General features: G+C 65.0%; 18 protein-coding genes and 2 pseudogenes. 5 read left to right on the forward strand and 15 right to left on the reverse strand.

The window, feature by feature from the left end; genetic code table 11:
* Window positions 1–24 precede the first annotated feature (24 nt).
* The 10 genes from ABT085_RS12530 to ABT085_RS12575 form a co-directional block, all read right to left on the reverse strand.
* Window positions 25–675 carry an L-threonylcarbamoyladenylate synthase gene (locus ABT085_RS12530; RefSeq protein ID WP_351605296.1) on the reverse strand — a complete coding sequence of 217 codons (651 nt, stop codon included), beginning with the start codon at window positions 673–675 and terminating at the stop codon, window positions 25–27.
* Between the two features lie 3 nt (window positions 676–678).
* Entirely contained in the window at window positions 679–1,443 is a 765-nt protein-coding gene (locus ABT085_RS12535; RefSeq protein WP_351605299.1) for a phytanoyl-CoA dioxygenase family protein, read from the reverse strand.
* The gene (locus ABT085_RS12540) at window positions 1,427–2,266 is read right to left on the reverse strand and encodes a creatininase family protein (protein WP_351605302.1); all 840 of its coding nucleotides are present in this window, start codon (window positions 2,264–2,266) and stop codon (window positions 1,427–1,429) included. The genes ABT085_RS12535 and ABT085_RS12540 overlap by 17 nt, the downstream gene beginning before the upstream one ends.
* On the reverse strand, window positions 2,263–3,060 hold the full coding sequence (locus tag ABT085_RS12545; RefSeq protein WP_351605304.1) for a class I SAM-dependent methyltransferase: 798 nt from the start codon (window positions 3,058–3,060) through the stop codon (window positions 2,263–2,265). Before ABT085_RS12545 ends, ABT085_RS12540 begins: the two co-directional genes overlap by 4 nt.
* Window positions 3,057–3,722, reverse strand: coding sequence for an HAD family hydrolase (locus ABT085_RS12550; protein WP_351605307.1), 666 nt, complete (start codon window positions 3,720–3,722; stop codon window positions 3,057–3,059). Before ABT085_RS12550 ends, ABT085_RS12545 begins: the two co-directional genes overlap by 4 nt.
* The gene (locus tag ABT085_RS12555; protein ID WP_351605309.1) at window positions 3,719–4,165 is read right to left on the reverse strand and encodes a hypothetical protein; all 447 of its coding nucleotides are present in this window, start codon (window positions 4,163–4,165) and stop codon (window positions 3,719–3,721) included. Before ABT085_RS12555 ends, ABT085_RS12550 begins: the two co-directional genes overlap by 4 nt.
* Complete coding sequence (locus ABT085_RS12560) at window positions 4,147–5,217, reverse strand: enolase C-terminal domain-like protein (protein ID WP_351605311.1); 1,071 nt, start codon at window positions 5,215–5,217, stop codon at window positions 4,147–4,149. The genes ABT085_RS12555 and ABT085_RS12560 overlap by 19 nt, the downstream gene beginning before the upstream one ends.
* Window positions 5,214–7,259 carry a phosphoketolase family protein gene (locus ABT085_RS12565; RefSeq protein ID WP_351605345.1) on the reverse strand — a complete coding sequence of 682 codons (2,046 nt, stop codon included), beginning with the start codon at window positions 7,257–7,259 and terminating at the stop codon, window positions 5,214–5,216. The genes ABT085_RS12560 and ABT085_RS12565 overlap by 4 nt, the downstream gene beginning before the upstream one ends.
* Window positions 7,259–8,302: a hypothetical protein gene (locus tag ABT085_RS12570; RefSeq protein WP_351605313.1), complete on the reverse strand. Its 1,044-nt coding sequence runs from the start codon at window positions 8,300–8,302 to the stop codon at window positions 7,259–7,261. Before ABT085_RS12570 ends, ABT085_RS12565 begins: the two co-directional genes overlap by 1 nt.
* Window positions 8,303–8,501: 199 nt before the next feature.
* The gene (locus ABT085_RS12575; RefSeq protein ID WP_351605316.1) at window positions 8,502–9,200 is read right to left on the reverse strand and encodes an HAD family hydrolase; all 699 of its coding nucleotides are present in this window, start codon (window positions 9,198–9,200) and stop codon (window positions 8,502–8,504) included.
* 98 nt (window positions 9,201–9,298) lie between these two features.
* Between ABT085_RS12575 and ABT085_RS12580 the strand changes: the two genes are divergently transcribed.
* Entirely contained in the window at window positions 9,299–10,048 is a 750-nt protein-coding gene (locus ABT085_RS12580; RefSeq protein WP_351605319.1) for a DUF5919 domain-containing protein, read from the forward strand.
* A 7-nt stretch (window positions 10,049–10,055) separates the two neighbouring features.
* Window positions 10,056–10,523 carry an NUDIX hydrolase gene (locus ABT085_RS12585; RefSeq protein ID WP_351605322.1) on the forward strand — a complete coding sequence of 156 codons (468 nt, stop codon included), beginning with the start codon at window positions 10,056–10,058 and terminating at the stop codon, window positions 10,521–10,523.
* A 10-nt stretch (window positions 10,524–10,533) separates the two neighbouring features.
* On the opposite strand, the gene ABT085_RS12590 is transcribed toward ABT085_RS12585, so the two are convergent.
* Both ABT085_RS12590 and ABT085_RS12595 read right to left on the reverse strand, forming a co-directional pair.
* Entirely contained in the window at window positions 10,534–11,103 is a 570-nt protein-coding gene (locus ABT085_RS12590) for an HD domain-containing protein (protein WP_351605324.1), read from the reverse strand.
* Window positions 11,104–11,221: 118 nt separating this feature from the next.
* Window positions 11,222–11,569, reverse strand: a pseudogene (locus tag ABT085_RS12595) (IS481 family transposase); the annotation flags it as partial.
* Between ABT085_RS12595 and ABT085_RS12600 the strand changes: the two are divergent.
* The 3 genes and pseudogenes from ABT085_RS12600 to ABT085_RS12610 all read left to right on the forward strand — a co-directional run.
* Window positions 11,569–12,156: pseudogene (locus ABT085_RS12600) on the forward strand (transposase); the annotation flags it as partial. The pseudogenes ABT085_RS12595 and ABT085_RS12600 overlap by 1 nt on opposite strands.
* 63 nt (window positions 12,157–12,219) lie before the next feature.
* Window positions 12,220–12,498 carry a hypothetical protein gene (locus ABT085_RS12605; protein ID WP_351605327.1) on the forward strand — a complete coding sequence of 93 codons (279 nt, stop codon included), beginning with the start codon at window positions 12,220–12,222 and terminating at the stop codon, window positions 12,496–12,498.
* Window positions 12,499–12,643: 145 nt separating this feature from the next.
* Window positions 12,644–13,540, forward strand: coding sequence for a toll/interleukin-1 receptor domain-containing protein (locus tag ABT085_RS12610; RefSeq protein ID WP_351605329.1), 897 nt, complete (start codon window positions 12,644–12,646; stop codon window positions 13,538–13,540).
* A 103-nt stretch (window positions 13,541–13,643) separates the two neighbouring features.
* Here ABT085_RS12610 and ABT085_RS12615 read toward each other — a convergent pair whose 3' ends face one another.
* The 3 genes from ABT085_RS12615 to ABT085_RS12625 form a co-directional block, all read right to left on the reverse strand.
* A complete protein-coding gene (locus ABT085_RS12615) occupies window positions 13,644–14,249 on the reverse strand; it encodes a macro domain-containing protein (RefSeq protein WP_351605332.1) in 606 nt (201 codons plus the stop codon).
* 263 nt (window positions 14,250–14,512) lie between these two features.
* Window positions 14,513–15,511, reverse strand: a complete 999-nt coding sequence (locus tag ABT085_RS12620) for a TIR domain-containing protein (protein WP_351605335.1) — start codon at window positions 15,509–15,511, stop codon at window positions 14,513–14,515.
* Between the two features lie 12 nt (window positions 15,512–15,523).
* Window positions 15,524–15,844, reverse strand: a complete 321-nt coding sequence (locus ABT085_RS12625; RefSeq protein WP_351605337.1) for a CU044_2847 family protein — start codon at window positions 15,842–15,844, stop codon at window positions 15,524–15,526.
* Window positions 15,845–16,611: the final 767 nt, after the last annotated feature.

The following is a 16,611-nucleotide window of genomic DNA, read 5'->3' on the forward strand; positions in this document are numbered from 1 at the left end:
GCTCAGCAGGAGGAGGCGAGGTCGTCAGACGGTCCGGATCTCGGTGCCGAGCGCCGCCGAGACGGCCCGCTGGTGGACAAGACCTGTTCGCACCAGCCGGGCCTCGGGGGTGAAGCAGTCGACGATGGTCAAGTGGTTCACCGCCGGGCACACTCCACCGTCGACGATGAAGTCGGGTTCCAACCCGGAGACGGACAGGAAGGCGTGGACCTGGTCGAGGGTGATGGCCGGCCCGGGGTCGTTCGGGCCGGCGTCCCCGGAGACGTTCGCCGTCGTGGCTGCGAGAGGTACTTTCGCCGTCGACGCGAGGTCCCCGAGGATGCCTGGGTCGATGGTGACCAGGGCGGGTGATCCGACTGCCGCAAACTGCGCGGCGTCCTCCAGGCTCTTCCACGGCAGCAGTAGTGCGAGATCGCCAGGCCAGAAGGCCTTCGCGAGGCACCTGGCCTCCGGGCTGAGGACGAAGCGTTCCTCGCAGGAGGCGGTGGAGGTGGCTACGTAGGCGAGGGGCTTGCCGCTCGGGCGGCGCTTGCCCGTGATGATGTCGTCGCAGGCCCGCGCGTTGCTCGCGTCGGCGCAGACCATGTACCAGCGGTGGGTGGGAACGATGACGAGACCTCCGTCCTCGATCGCCTGTGCTGCGACATCGAGGTCCTCGGGACCGATGACACGCATGAGCTACTCCTTGTCGGCCGCAGGCTGTGGAGCTGCGGTGAGAGGCGGATAGTCGAGCAACGGGTCGCGCAGGGCTTCGAGGCGGCGGCGCGGGTGAGCCGGGTGGGAGACGCGGAAGTAGGCCATCACCCTAGGGAACGGGGTGAGGTTCCGTCCCACCGAATGCGGGACGAGGTGGTGCATGAGCAGGACGTCGCCGGGAGCACCGAGCAGAGGGACACCGCTCGCCTGGTCGACTTCAGGGGGCACCTGCTCCGTCATGCCGAGCGACCACTGGGTCCGGAACCAGTCCGCCATGGTGTGGTGACCGCCCGGCTGGTAGTGCAGTGCTCCGTCCCGCGCGCTGCTCACGTCGGACAGGACGACCCCGACGAGGAGCGAGAAGGTGCGCAGTTCTCGCGGATCGAGGTGGGGGCAGGAGACTCCATCCACGTGCATAGCCTTCTCGGGCTGCGCGTCGGGGAACTCGGACTCGGGTACGCGGATCTGGATCTGTGCGGTGGTGACGGGGACGGTCTCCCCGAGCAGTTCGGTGGCGAGTTCGGCCGCGCTCGTCTCCCCGTATAGGGCGAGGAGGTCGGGGTGGCTGCCGAGTTCGGGGGCGAAGGTGCGCCGACTGTAGCCCGGGATGTCGCAGGGTTTCAGGTCTCGGTACCAGGTCCCGACGAGGGAGGCGGCGCGTTGGACGAGTGCGGGAGCTACCAGGGCGCGGCGTATGAGGACTCCGTCGCGTTTGAACGTGTCCTTCTCCTCAGGCGCGAGGGGCATGGTGCCTCCGTAAGGTCTGCGACGGCTCGTAGGGCGTGGTGGTGTCGATGCGGTCGAGTAGGTGTGTACCGGCGTCGAGTGCTGCGGTGAGGAGCTTCTGTCCGACTTCCGGGGTGGCTTTGCGCGGGTCGTCGCCGATGACTCCGTCGGTGGAGAGAGCGGGATCGTCGGAGGTCCAGGGCCAGGTGACGCCGCGATCAAGTACGAGGTGGCCGATCGCCCGGCGTCGGCCGGGGCCCGGCAATGTCTCGCTCGGCAGGAGGTCGAGCCGGACCCGGTCCGGGGCGACGGCGAGCATGAGGGCGGTCTCCAGCGCTCCGGCGTGCACCTCGGGCAACTCGCTCTCGGTCGGGAAACGACTGGCGGCCAGTGCGGCCGGGTGGAGGACACGACTAGTGACGCCGTGCGAGTGGCGTAGCTGGTGGACGACCGCCTCCAGGACGCCGCGATTGCCGCCGTGACCATTGACGAGGAGCACTGACTGGACGCGCGTGGACCGGACGTACTCGGTGACGAGCGTGATGATGAGCGTTGCGTACAGGTGGAGGTCCAGGGTGATGGTCCCCGGCGTGCGAGCGTGTTCGGGCGATAGGCCGTAGGGAACGGCCGGCCCTACCCAAAGGTCGTGTCGGCCCGCCGCGTGTGCGGCCAGGCAGTGGGCGAAGCGCTCGGCGATGACGGTGTCGGTGTCCAGGGGCAGGTGCGGGCCGTGCTGCTCGACCGATCCGAGCGGCAGGCAGAGGACGGACCGCTCGCCGAGCTCGGCCGCCACACGAGGGGCGCTGAGCGCGGCGAACGCCCGCCTGGTGCCGCTGGTCGTCACCTCCTGCTCCGCCGCCCGAAGCGGATCAGGAACTCGTTCTCCTCCGGGAAGTTGTCGTCCTCGCTGAAGTCCGTGAGCCGCTCCTTGACCGCCGTCTCGAATTCCGGCAGCCGGTCTCCGAAGAGGTGGGGTGCGGCGAAAGAGGTGGAGTAGAGGTAGCCGAGGATGTCCTCGGTGGTCCAGGCGCGGTGCACGGGGATCCGTGCCTCCTCGACCTGGTCGAAGGGCGACTCCTCCATGATCTCGCTGTAGGGACGGTTGTGGTGCTGGAAGGTGCCGGAGCCGGCGCGGCGTTCCTCGCCGAGGAACGACTTGATGACGTCCCGGACGGCCTCCTTCCAGGGGTTGGTCGCGGTCCAGAAGCTGCTGTCGCCGAAGATGGCCACGACGCCGTCGGAGGCGACCTGGTCTTCCAGACGGACCAGTACGGCGGCCTGGTCCAGCCAGTGGAACGCGCGGCAGATCGTGACCAGGTCGGCTTTCCACCCGGCGGGCGGCACGAAGTCCTCGGCGGTGCTCTCGACGAGCGACAGGCGTGTGCTCTCGGACAGCTTCGGGCGCAGCGCCGACTCCGCCGCGGCGAGCATGTCGGCGTCGTTGTCGACGGCGATGATGTCGTCGAACCGGCCGAGAAGTGCCTCGGCGACCAGTCCAGTGCCGGTGCCAACATCCAGCAGGCGACGTCGGCCGCCAGTCCGGCCCGGAGCGGCCCGGTCCAGGCACGCGGCGACGTCCTCCGGGATACCGGGGCGGAACTGGCGGTAGTAGCTGGCGGTTCCGGTGAACAGGCTCATGTGGCGCTCCGTGGTGCGAGGTGCTGGATGTGGGAGGTGGCTGCCGCCAAGTCGTCGGCGACGAGCACACCGTGGTCAACGAGCAGGGACTCGTCGGGGACCTGTCTCCCGCGCGAGATCCACACAGCACGCGCCCCTGCCTCGACGGCACCCACGATGTCGCACGTCCAGTCGTCACCGACGTGGATCAGGCCACTTGGATCCATGCGGAAGTGGTCTGTCACGGCATGGAAAGCGCGGCGGTCGGGCTTGGTGAGACCGATGCGGCAGGACGGGAAGAAGTCGCTCACCCATGGGGAGAGGAGCTCGCGCATTCCCTCGGTGTCAGCATCGACGCAGGTCACGTTGGAGAGGGTGACGACGGTCGCTACCGCGCTGATACGGCGGAGGGCCTCGGTCGTGCCGGGGTAGAGGCTGAACGGGGCTGGCGGTACATCGCGTGGGAACGTCCCCGTCGGCACCTGGATGGCTTCGCAGATCTCGTGCACCACGGAGTCGGTCAGGGCCGGGCGGATGTGGAGGCTGGACCGAAGGATCTCGCGGGTGCGGGCGGGAGGAAGCGGTGACGCTTCGACCAGCCGCATCGTCAGGCCGGGACCGTCGGCCATGCCCAGAGTGCCCCCGACGTCCACGGAGACCAGCAGTTCGGGTCGTGACGTCACTGATTCCTCCCTGCGGCAGCCGGAAGGGCGGAGACAACGGCTTCGATACGGACCCGCCGTATGTCCGGGGTGGTGGCTTCCGAGAGGAACGTCAGGACGTACCGCAGCTCCGCTCCGTCGAGCGCGTCCAGTGATCGCCCTTCCTGATCAGCTACGGAGTTGAGATCGGGTGGGACGCTGCGGGGACGCAATCCGTGCGGCAGGTGCAGTCGGCCGTGCCAGTGCTCGCCGTCGGCTGGCGTACGGAACCCGCTCGTGGGCCGCAGGACGGTGACGTCGTCCAGGGTGAGGATGCGCACGGGAACGGACTGGTCCGCGATGTCGAGGCTTCCGGTGAGGAAGGTGTCGTGGCCGTCGAGCCGTCGCGACAGGCGGAGCAGGGGCCCTTCTGGGCGGTGGGCGACCGTGCCCTCGACGGGAACGTTCAGTGGGGCGCTGGGCATGTTGTGCTCCTTGGCGTGGTGCCGAGACCCGGAGTGTCCGGCAAGCGGATATGGCCGTTTTCGGGGCGGAGTGGCACCTCGTAGAGGCGTTGCCGACCGGGCTCCCATCGCAGCCGGTACTCAGCGGCCGGGACGGCGTCGGGGTAAGCGGCGGCGAGGTGGAGGGCGGGCAGGAGCGAGCGGCCGTGTGGGTACACGGGGACGCCGTGGGTCTCAGCGACTGGGACGATCTGTGCCGCTCGGGTCAGACCGCCGCATCCGACGACGTCGAGGGTGAGGGCGCTGGGGCGTATGTACTGGATCAATCCGGCGGGATCCTCGTCGTAGTGCGCGCGTTCGCCGACTGCCAGCGGCAGTGGACTCGCCGCAAGGAGTTCGTACGTGTCGGCGTCGTGACGCGGGAGCGGGTCCTCCAGCCAACGAAGGCAGGCGGGATCAACGGCCTGCGCGAAGGCCAGGGCCACTGCCGGTGTCCAGGTGCCGACCGCGTCGACGGCCAGCGGCGCTCCGAGAGCGTGGGAGCAGCGCTCGACCGCTTGAGCCATGCGGGCAGCGGCTTCGCCCGAGGGGTCGGCAGGGTCCCGGCGAAGCCCCCACTTGGTGAAGCTCCAGCCGCCGGCCATGACGCCGGTCAGGACGTTCGGGCTGTTGACGCTGCTGAGGTCCTGGGTGAGCCAGGAGGCGTAGGCCGGGACGAGCGGCTGCGGTGCCGCAGTGGTGAGGAGTCCGGCCACGGCGCACCCGGCGAGACGGCCGTGGAGGTCCCAGACGGCGCAGTCCACCGTGCCGACGGCCCATGAGGCCACCTCGGACGGCTGCCCGCGAGTCGCGGCCCGCAGGTCGTCGAGCAGGCGAACGTGGTCGGTGACCAGCGCGTCCTTCGCCTCAGGGGCGAGTACGTCGTTCACGTAGAGGGCCACGCCTTCCCCGACCGGGCCGTACCAGCCGACCTCGTTCCCGGCGCGGACCGCGACGAAGAAGGTGTCGTCCCCGGCTGCGGCGGGCTGTCTCGTCTGGATCACGTGGAGGTCCTGGATGGTCCACGAGCTCATCGGACCACCTCCCGGGAGGCCAGAAGGAGGTCGGCGGCCCGCTCGACTCCCGCCACGTCCATGCCCATGGTGCGAGCGAGATCGCGCTGCGGCATCGGGCCGACGGGTTCCTGCCATCCGATAATGTCGACGGGGCGGTGGAGCCTTCCCGCCAGCAGCCCCCACAAGGCTGCCGGGTGCCCCAGGGTGAGGATGAGAAGGGGGGCGTGGGCACCGAGATAGTGCTCGATCTCGCGCCCGTTCAGGCCCCGTGGCCACGCGCTTGGAGCACCGAGAACCGTGACGTCCAGCAGACTGACGATTCGGATCCGGCACCTGTGACGTACGCGAATGCGGTCGACGGCTTGCGTGGCCACGGCGGCGGGGATGTCTCCCGCCGTCACGATTGTCAGGTCGGGTTCGTCATCGTCGCTGAGGTGCGACCACACGGCGAGCCCACGGTTCTGCTCCTCGGCTAGGTAACTTCCCGGGTGGAGAGTGCGGTCGTGCTTGCCGGTGATGACCAGGTTGACGCGGTCCACTGAGTCGAGCGCCTCGTCCAGGACCGCCACCGTCCGCGCCGGGTCCGCCGGCGTCAGCACCCGCACACCAGGCGCGCCAAGTCCCAGCAGGACGGTGGCGAGGGACGGGTCGCCGTGCGTGAGTACGTTCTGCCAGCCGTATGAGGTCAGAAGAATGTTGAGGCTGGGCAGGCCCCGCGCGCCGTCGAGGCGTCGCTGCTTGATGTGTCCCACCAGGCCGCTCGTGAGCAGAGGGGCGAAGCCCTCGTACGACACGAGCAGGCCCCGTCGCCCGCTGGCGGTCCAGCCGGCGAGCCACTCCAGCAGCACCTCCTCCGCCAACAATTCGTGAGCCCATCGCTCACCTGTGAGACCGGCAAGACGGTTGGAGGCCAGTTCGTCCGGACTGAGAAGCAGGAAGTCCCCTCGTTCGGCGTGCTGCCGGACGACCCCGGTGACCCCGCTCGCGAACGACACAGCGCTGACCTCACGCCGGGCCGTAGGGGTTGTCGGCTGTGTGGGAGGAAGGGAGCACCAGCGAATCCGAGCGACGGCTTCCGCGAGGGTCCCTCGGCTGCGTCCGTACGCGTCGAAGAGCTGCGAAGGCCGGTAGGAGGCCAGCCAGTCGTCGAGCTGCGCCAGTTGTTCCATGTTCGCCCTCGGGTTCGTAAGAGGTGTCTTGTGCAGGGCGGGAGTGCCGAGGAGCGTTCGGCTGCCGAGGGCAACGGGGCCGGTCCATCCCTTGACGCAGCGCAGGACGAGAACCGTGGAACGGTCCTGCCGGGTGGACTCCACGGCGTCCCGCAGGGCGGCGTGAAAGGCGGCGTGCTCCGGCTGCGATCCGGTGGTGACGTGAACGATCTCGGCTTCCCATCCGAGGCCGGCGAAGTACGCGCGAAGGCGGTCGTCGTTCAACCGTCCGAGCAGGGACGGACCGCCCATGCGGAAGCCGTTCACATGCACTATGGGAAGGACTGCGGTACCGGCGAGGTCTCGGTGCGCCAGCCAGGCGGCCGCGGTGGTCGGGGTTTCGCACTCGCCATCGCCGATCACCGGGACAACAATCCGACCGCGAGCGTCCAGGGCGGTTCCTTGGGCGAAGGGCAGGCATCCGCCGAGGCGTCCGCCGAGGAAGGCGCCCGCGGGAAGCGCCGGGAAGACCTCGGCTCCCAGCCCGTCCACATCGGGGAATGCTTTGGAGAGCCGTCGCAGACCTTCCGCGTCCGCGCCGTAATCGGGGCGCAGTCCGCCGAGCTCGCCCGTGACCCAGGAGGCGGAGAGCTGGACGACCCCGGCGTGCCCGGCACCGAGCAGCGGCACGAGGCTGACTTCTTCTTCAAGGGTCCCGGCGGCTAGAGCGAGGTGGGACAAGGCCCAGGCAGTGCCCGGCACGGTTCCCCAGTGTCCCGAGGGGCGCGGCTTCACGTGTTCGGCCGTGAGCGGCCGGCTGAGCAGGACGTTGTCCTGTAGGTGGAGTTGGCACACTGAGGCGTAGCAGATGGCTCTCCACAGGGCGTCGGCCAGAACGGCGTTGCGCTCCATCACGCGCCGACCAGGGTCTCGTCGGCGAAGGTGAAGTACCACAGAGGGCGGTAGCACTCCCATGCCACGGGTCGCAGGCCGGAGGGCTTCATGATCCTCTCTATCTCGACGCGGGCGCGGAGGTAGTACTCGAGCTCCTGTGCCCCAGTCGCGCGCAGGCCGGCCATGACACGGTTGTGGGCCTGGTAGACCTGGAAGTTGGGGAACTCGGTCACATACGGCGCGAGGGCCTCGACACCGGTGCGCATCGCGTCGAGGTCGTCCAGTCCCGCGATGTACGTGAACGACGTACCGTGGCCCGCGGCGACCGCCCGCCTCAGCACTTCCGGCATCGAAGTGGTCGTCAGTACGGTCTTGCTGGCCTTCAGCAGGAGGTCGCGTCGGGTGAAGCATTCAGCGGTCAGCCTCAGAACGAAGGGGCCGACGTCGGCGAGCTCGTCGAACGCCTGCCGGGAATGAAGCACTGATGTAAGGAAGCCGAGTCTGGCTTCGATGCCGTACTCGCCGAGCACGGAGCGCAAAGCCCGCAGATGGTCGACGGCCGCGGCCTCCCGTTCGAAGCAACCGGTTGAAACGGTGACCTCTCGAACCTCCGCCAGGTCACGCCGCGGGTGCTGCTCGCGCAGCGCGGCGAGAAGTTCTCGGAGGTCCTGTTCCTCCGACAGCCGGGGGTCTGCGGCCGCCTCCAGCGTGTTGGGGCAGAAGGCACAGCCCACGCACCGACTCCGGGCATTCGGATTGAGCGTCAAGGCGGTGCCACCGTCACGAAAGTAGCCACCGACGGCCTCATCGGCATCGACACGCTCCACCAAGCCGAGCGGGGAGTCACCCAGCAGCAGTTGCCCGCCCTCCATCAGGCGGAAGGGCGATGTCGCCGCGTTCAGCGGGACGATGAGCTGCCAGGGCGTCGACGGCGCGCTGTTCAGCCTCACCTGGAGACGGGCGCGGTGACGCGGCGCTTCCCCGTTGACGCCGTGGAGGTTGATCGCGATCAGCAGGGCGTCTTCGACCGGCAACCCGTACCTCCGCGCGAGTCGCTCCACATCCACGAGTGTGGACGTCACGCCCGCCTGTCCGCCGAGTAAAGCTGTCACGCGTGTGCTCCATCCATGAGGCAGGAGAGGGGATGGCACGTCGGCGGAACACGAGGGAAGCTCCGCCGACGGCTCCCAAGAGCGTGCCGTCGTACGGCAGGACGGCGAACCACGCGCAGGGACTTCTCACGGACGTCCCGGGACGTTTTCAGCAGACGGCGTGCGTCAACGACCGGAGGTGGCACATCAGAGCGGCGACATCGGTGAGATCAGCAAGCACCGTGCTCGCTCCGGACTCCTCCAGCTCGTCCGCGCTGTGGACGCCAGACGCCACCGCGATGACGTGCGCGCCGGAGTCGAGGGCGGCTTGGACGTCGCGCGGGGTATCACCGATGAGGACCACCGGCGTCTCGATCGGCGTGCCGTACGCCTCCCCGACACGGGTCCGTGCAACGCCGACCAAGTCCGCCCGGTCCGTCGCGTCCGCTCCGTACCCTCCGCACTCGATGTCGACCAGGCCGTCCAGGCCGAAAGCCCTGAGCTTGACCCGGGCGTTCGCCTGGACGTTTCCGGTGAGGACCGAGGAGATCATGCCGGACTCGGCCGCCACCGCGGCGAGGGCCTCGCGCGCACCGGGAAGCGCCCAGCCACGACGGGCGAGCTCAGCCTCCCGTGCCGCGCCGGCGGCCTCCAGGACGGGCTGGATCACTTCCCACTCCGGTGGCTCCATCCCGTGGTCCTGGAACATCCCCGCGAGGATCAGCCGGTCGGTCCGGCCCTCGGTACGGGCTGGATGGTCAGCGGTACGACCGGCGACGTCTTCGAACGCGGCGGCGTAGATCTCTTTGCTCACGCCGGAGTTCTCAATGAGGGTGTGGTCGATGTCCCAGAGCACGATCAGTGACACCGGTCCAGCGTAGACGTACGAACAGTTCCGGCCACAACCGCATCCAGCGGGCTCATCGCACTTGCGGCCTGCTGTCACGGTCCGGTTGGCTTGCCTGGGTGAATGAGCGACTGCGCTCCGCACTCGTGCAGCGGGGCCTGACAGTGGAGGAGTTGGCAGGAGCCTGCTCCGTGGACCCGAAGACGGCCAGCCGGTGGGTCGGCGGCCGGATCCCCCACCGCCGACACCGTTGGACGGTCGCGAACCTGCTGCGGGTCGACGAGACATACCTGTGGCCGGACACCGGTCAAGGAGATCAACGGCTTGGCTCGGCGCGCTCAGAGCTCGTCGACACCTACCCCAACCGGGCAAGTGTCCCCCGCGATGTGTGGCTCTCCTTGCTTCTGGGTGCCATGAAGCAAGTTGACGTGCTCGTCTTCTCGGGAACCTTCTTCGCGCAGACGAACCCGCACATCGCGAGGATGCTCCAGGAAAGGGCACAGGCAGGCGTTCGTGTCCGGCTGTGCTTCGGAGATCCGGACGGGTCGGCGGTCCGTATCAGGGACAAGGAGGAGAGCATCGGAGGCACGCTCGCGGCCAAAATCAAGGCGTCCCTCACCTACTACCGCGACCTCGTCGGCTACCCAGGCTGTGAGGTGCGCCTGCATGACACGACGCTCTACAACTCGATCTTCCGATACGACGACCACCTCATGGCCAACCCGCACATCTGGGGCCAGCCGGCCAGCGCCAACCCGCTACTCCAGCTCCGCAATGCAGACGGCGGAGAATGGTTCCAGCGGTATAGCGACAGCTTCGAGGCCGTATGGGCATCAGCGCGCCCCTGGGCGCCCGACAGGCAGGAGTAGCACCACCGTGGGCAGGACCGAGTACTACCACGACCCCAAGGCCCCCAAGGCCAACACCCTCATCCCCGCAAGCAACCTGCTCGTGGTCAACGACGAAGGCGCCATCCTGCTCCAGCGCCGCCGTGACACCGGCCAGTGGGCCCTGCCCGGCGGGGCCCAGGACATCGGCGAGAGTCCGGCACAGTGTGCCGTCCGCGAGTGCCAGGAGGAGACCGGCATCGTCGCAGAGGTCACCGGCTTCCTGGGCGTCTACTCCAACCCGGAACACATCATCGAGTACACCGACGGCGAGATCCGGCAGCAGTACGAGGCCGCCTACATCGGCCGCCCAGTCGGCGGCGAGCCCACCGTCAACGACGAAGCCGACGGCGTGCGCTGGGTCCACCCGCACGACCTGCACACGCTCGACATCCACCCGAGCATGCACGAGCAGATCGGCCACTACCTCGCGGGCGCGTACCCCCACCTAGGCTGATCGTTCGCGTTCACAACTCGACGCCGGCCTCGACCGCGGCCGCCCGCACACGATCCACACTCGCGTGGATGTGCGGTGCGGCCCGTCGGATGAAGCGTCCCACCACACTGTCCTCGCCGTAGCGGTCCAGGATTTCTTTAAGCCGCTCATGGGGCGTCGTCCGCCGACCGTCCGGCGTCGTGGTCATATCGCAGTAGACCAGCGCGTCCACGAGCAATGGATCATTCAGAAGGGGGAACTCGTCGGCCAGCTCGTCCCGCAGGCCGCGCTCCTCGGCTTCCAGCAGGGCGTACGTGTGGTTCGCCACCAGCCGGACGACTCGCTCGTCCGCCGCGTGCGTGTCGCGCAGGTAGCGGGCTCCATCCAGCGGATGGAATCCGGTGTCGACAAGCGGGGGCGCGTAGCCGACATCGTGCAGCACTGCCGCGGATTCCAGAACGCCGACGTCGTCGCCGACCAGCAGCGCCAGCGTCTGGGCACACGCAGCAACACCCTGTGTGTGTGCCCATCTACGCGGAAGGCTGTCCCGCAACAGCTCGCCAGCCAGTTCGTACGCCCAGTCAGCCTCGGTCGTCGCCACGCGAGGAGGCTATGACAGCAACAATGATGACGTCGACATCAACGTCTGTGGGCTGCACATATGTCGAGTCTCAGTTGATGGTTGACGGGTTGGCGTCGGGTGATGCTTGACGTCTGCCCTAGACGATCTTCCGGCGGTTGTGTTCGCTGGACTTGCGGACCACCACCTCCTTCCTGGTCACGCGCGGGACGGTGGTGATCAGCTCTTGGCCGTGAAAGATACGGATCGTTGTCCCGTCCAGGTGGGCGGTGACGACCTGGTGCGCATAGCCGCGGCCGAGCTGGATGCGCTGTCCGGCGACCATGAACCCGCCGACGCTGCTGACGGTCCGCTCGGCGATCTGCTCGGCGGGCGGTGGCAGCTGGGGAGGCGGTCCGGCCGGGCGGCTTCCTTGCAGGCGCCCGCAGGCCGAGGCCGGCAGAGGGCTGAGCAGGGTGGCCTGCAGGACACGCTGCTCGTCGAGGACGGAACGTCCGCAACCCCGACGCGGTCGCCGCCACCGCCCTCCAGGCCGCCAGGTCTCAGCACGTCACGTTGCCGGGCCAGGATGTCGCCGCCGGCATCGTCGCGGACATCGCCACGCAGGTCCTTGTCCTGGACGACCAGCTCAAGCACATCGACCAGCAGATCCGGCGAACGTTCCATACCCACCCACAGGCCCACATCATCGAGTCCCTGCCGGGCATGGGCCCCATTCTGGGAGCCGAGTTCATCGTCGCAGCCGGTGATCTGGGCGCCTACGCCGATGCAGGCCGCCTCGCCTCTGCCGCCGGCCTGGTGCCCGTGCCACGCGACTCCGGACGCCGCACCGGAAACCTCCACCGCCCCAAGCGCTACAGCCGACGCCTCCGCCGCGTCTTTTATCTGTCTGCCCAGACCAGCATCATCCGCGAAGGCGCCAACCGCGACTACTACCTGAAGAAGCGAGCCGAGGGCTGCAAGCACGTCCAGGCCGTCATCGCCCTCGCCCGTCGACGTGTCGATGTCCTCTGGGCCCTCCTGCGCGACGGCAGGCCCTTCACCTTCCATCCAACCGTCGCCGAAGCCGCCTAAACGGGCCAGCGCATGCCGCCCACCTGGCGATAGCCTGCGGGCCAAACCAGAAGGGCGGGTCCAGTGGGCTTCGACGCAGAACGATCAGCACGCATCGCTGCCATGCAGCGAACCGCCCAGCCCTTCTGGGAGACAACCGGCGACACAGACGCACTCCAGCAGTTCCTCAAGGACAACGGGTGTCACGGAGTGGAGGCCGTGTTTGTAACCATGAAACTACTGAACTGCGATCTTGCCGAAGCTCAGCGAGCCTTCTTCAACGCACCATGCCGCGACGCCGAACGCCGCTTCCACAACTACGCCATGGACCTGCTCGAAGAGGCCGCCGACACCGACACCTGACAGCACCAGCGGCCCAGCAGAGGCCCTTGACTCGGCCATTGAGACTCCGCCGACCTCACTGAAACGACGGACACCGGGTCCAACGAACCGACAGACTAAGGCATCATGCCTGCTCAGCAGATCGAATCAGGGGGCGCGTAGGACCATGCAGATCTTTATCAGCTGGTCAGGAGATATGGCAAAGCAGTGCGCGGAGGCACTCAGGGATTGGCTTCCCTATATGAATCAGGCAATCACGCCATTTGTATCTTCTCAAGACATATCAAAAGGCGAGCGCGGACTAAGTAAGATTGCAAGCCAGTTACAGGAATGCTCTTTGGGGATTGTCTGCGTCACACGTGACAACCAATCCGCACCATGGATTAACTTTGAGTCCGGAGCCCTATCGCGAGAATTGGGGGAAAGTTCTCTAATTCCGTTCCTGGTCGACATGCCCATCAAAGACCTCTCTGGGCCAATTACACAATTCCAAGCGACCGACAGCTCGAACAAGGGCGACGTATGGTCGATGATCAAGTCAATTAACGATAAGTGTGAAGTGACAGTAGAACCCGACAGGCTCAGGACCACTTTCGAGAGATTCTGGGGAGATCTCGAAACCAATCTTGTCACCATTCGAGAGAAAAGCCCAGAAAGCACTACACCCGAACGCGAAACCTCTGAAATTCTCAATGAGCTTGTTGGTCTTGTGCGAGAACAGAGCACTCGTATCGGCGCTCTGGAAACCATCGTTACATCCATTAGGAATATTTCATCACACTACGCAATCAACGAACCCAGGGAAGTGCGCATCACAAACGAGACAGGTAACACCAGGCGCACATCAAGAGTCGCCAACATGGTACGAGAAATGATCGGCACCAAGAACATTACTCGAATGAAGAAGACCGACTACGGGTTAGAAATCTACTGCACCGAGCAAGGGGTCTCCAACGCGCAAGGCGTGCATTCTGATCTTGAACGACTGGCCGCCGACCAGAGTATTTCCATTTCCATTTACAGCGAATCTGGCGGGTATATTCACTCCCACCCGCCCTTCTGAAGTCAGACTCCAATAATCAGACATGACGTTTTAAAGCCTCGCGAAACCACACGTGAAGAAGTTGCAGTGGGAGGCCAGCTCCACAGCTTATGCGATGCAAGATTCACTGGGCAGCGAGATAGTCGTTCAATCGTCGAAAGTCGATACTCTCGGCAGCATCAGGGGATATCACGATCCGCAAGTGACTAGCCACATCTGATTCCCTGGAAGAGGTAAGGAAAGAAATTATAATGAGTCGGACCATATCTGCTTGAGAGATGCGCCCTGAGAGACGGGCAAGCCCCATGCCAACTACGGCAATCGAGACCGTTCCCAGATGGCAGGTGTCTCGTACGACTGGCCACAGAGACATAAGCGAGTTCCATATATGAGAAACGCTCGACTCAACCACGTAATCGTTACGCATCTTACTGTAGGCAAGGGCGTAGTACCTACGTTCCTCGGTGCCTATGACCGCTACCGTGCCAATTGAGTAGCGGTTCAGTTTACCGAGGGCTTTGGAGTCACGCGATTCAGTAGCAACGACTTGATGTCGCGTCAGCGCGCTATCCAACTCGGCATCCAGGCGTCTGATATCACCGTCGAACTCCTTCGCCAAGAACTGGCCCTGGATGCTGCTAGAAGAGATAAGTATTGGCGGCTCGGTATCAAAGGTGTCAGTCATTCCCACAACCAGATGACCGCCCTGAGCGAAAAGGTCATCGACCATCACAGAGATAGTTGCCCGGGGTAGTTCAAAACTTCTACTGAACGAGAGCCTTGGCCAGGCAGCCCAAGCTGCGCAGGAAAGCCCAAGAAATAGCGAAAAAATCAAGATCGGTAATCCATAGTGCTTTGCAAGGTCGGGAAAGAGACCGGTGCCGAGTCCGCTGATTCCGGCAATGACCCCCAGGCCAGCGAGGAATGATCTAGCGAAGCGGCTAATGGTTGAGGCGCGACACAAATTATTGAAGAGGGCTCGGCGTGATGGACTCATGCAGTGTCTGCCCGAGCAATGTTGTCGTCATTACGACGATCCTCAATGGTTTTCATGGCCGGCTCGGCGGGCAGCAACAAAATTGTCTCTTTTCCTGGAACTGCCATGATCTCGTAGCCGTCAGTCGATCTGACCGTCGCGCGAATATGTTTACGGTTCGCGAACTGGCCGACCTGAGCATAAGCCCGCTGTACATTATCGGCCGTAATGGCTTCAGAATTGTAGACGACCTGAATTTCCTCAGGAACCCTATCGGTGATCACCCGGAAAGTGAGAGCGCTGTCGTCTGGAAGATCGAGACCCGCAATCAATTCATCCACGAGTGCACGACGAGCGTCCGTCTTGCCTGGCACGGTGTTCGCACTCCCTTTGATCTCCAACATGGGGACCGAGGAGTCCACTCTCTCAACGATAGTTCTAAGAACGTTTTCTTGGCGGCGCGTCAGAACCAGGACTTCTTCGAGGATCTCGCCGGGGTCTCGCCTCGGCGTCATCGAAGCCGCGTTTACCTGCATGTTGCGAGCGACCTGCAACTCTTCGTCAAGTCTGGGCCAGAAAGCATCAAAGGTGGTCTTCAGATGGTTGTCGTCCAGTGTCGCAAGATTTGAATAATCGCGAAGAGAACGAACCATAGCGAAGACATCTTCTCTATTGCTACTCGAAACCACCTGAAATTGCGCGAGCGGTCCAGTGAGATCACTGACAGGCATATCGAGAAGGCATGGCACAACGCGTGCGTCCCCAATTGCTTTAGAGAGTGCACCTGCTTCGAAGTTAATCCACGGGGCGAGACTATTCTCTCGGGTCACGCAGACAATGCCAAAGGAAGTCTCTTCCAGTTGTCCAGATATCACTCGTAGTCCGCGGTCGCCCTTTGCGATATCCAAAGATGACACGAAAGGATCAACTGACTGGATCACATACTTGAGCCAGGCTTTTAGGGACTCTGCCATCTTCTGCGACTGGGGACCTGACCAGCTGATGAATACCTTCATGGCAGCCGCTCGCTATCCCTGGATCCGACCCCAGCTTAGAGTGATCTCGAAATGGCAGTCATTGACACTTTTAGAGATCACAGCGCCACCTGCGCCTGTGACCTTGATGCCTAGCCGTACAGTGACTTCGTCCGGGCGGAGCTCGCGAGCCTCCCTGATCGCTTCCCCAGCCACCGTCAAGGCAGGACGAAACATACGTTCGACTCTACCGATCGATCGTTCGGCGCTGACTGGCATGAAATCGTCGTGTGACGGCTCGATCTCGACCCGCACATCCTCCCCGTCCAGAGTTGTGAAGGTAACGAACGATTCCGCGTCACGACTGATGCCCATCCGCCATCCCTCTTCAACTCCGTTGTGGAGAGTCACAGTACGGATATGTGAGCAGAGGCGAAAGCCCTGATGGGTCAGGCAGGTTGTTCGCGGACTGACTTTGTGACTTGCTCTGCTTGACGAGCCCCGACTGCATGACTGAGGCCAGCGGTGATGCTGCGAGGCTCGCCCGCCTGCCAGGTCGTTGCGCCCGCCGTCGTGGGCTGACTTGCGTTGGCCGAGGCTCAGACACTCGTTCTGCGGTGCCTCCTCGGCCCGGGCGCGCGCACGGAGTATGCGGCCGGTTCATGGATCGCAACGCGCTCCACATGGTGCGTCATCGGAAACGCATGGACAACTCCACGTAACCGCCGGTCGCGTCCCGCCAAGTGGTGTAGCGGCGATCACGTCGAAGATGCAGGTCCCAATCGGCCTGCACGGCACCTCTGCGACCTGACAGCTCATCAGGCAAGCCGTCTTGCCGGAGATGGTCGGAGCGGAACCCGCGGCTCTGGCCTCGGAGAAGGGCGCGCCAAGGTCGGCAGCGCCGCGCCATAGACGTCATCAACTGACAAAGCGTCAGATCGTCCGGTCGACTATTGCCCGCATCTGGCCCACGACCTGCACTTTCGCGGCGATCGCTGCTACACCACTTGGCGGGACACCGTCTACCGGTAGTTCGTTAAATTCGGCGGTGGCGTGGGTTGACGGCAGGCCTGGTCGGTCGTAGTTCGGCTGTAGGAGTCAACTGCCTGGCTGGGAGCTGAAGATGACTGCTCGCCGTCCGT

Source organism: Streptomyces sp. NPDC002265 (genome assembly GCF_040296125.1).
Lineage (GTDB): Bacteria > Actinomycetota > Actinomycetes > Streptomycetales > Streptomycetaceae > Streptomyces.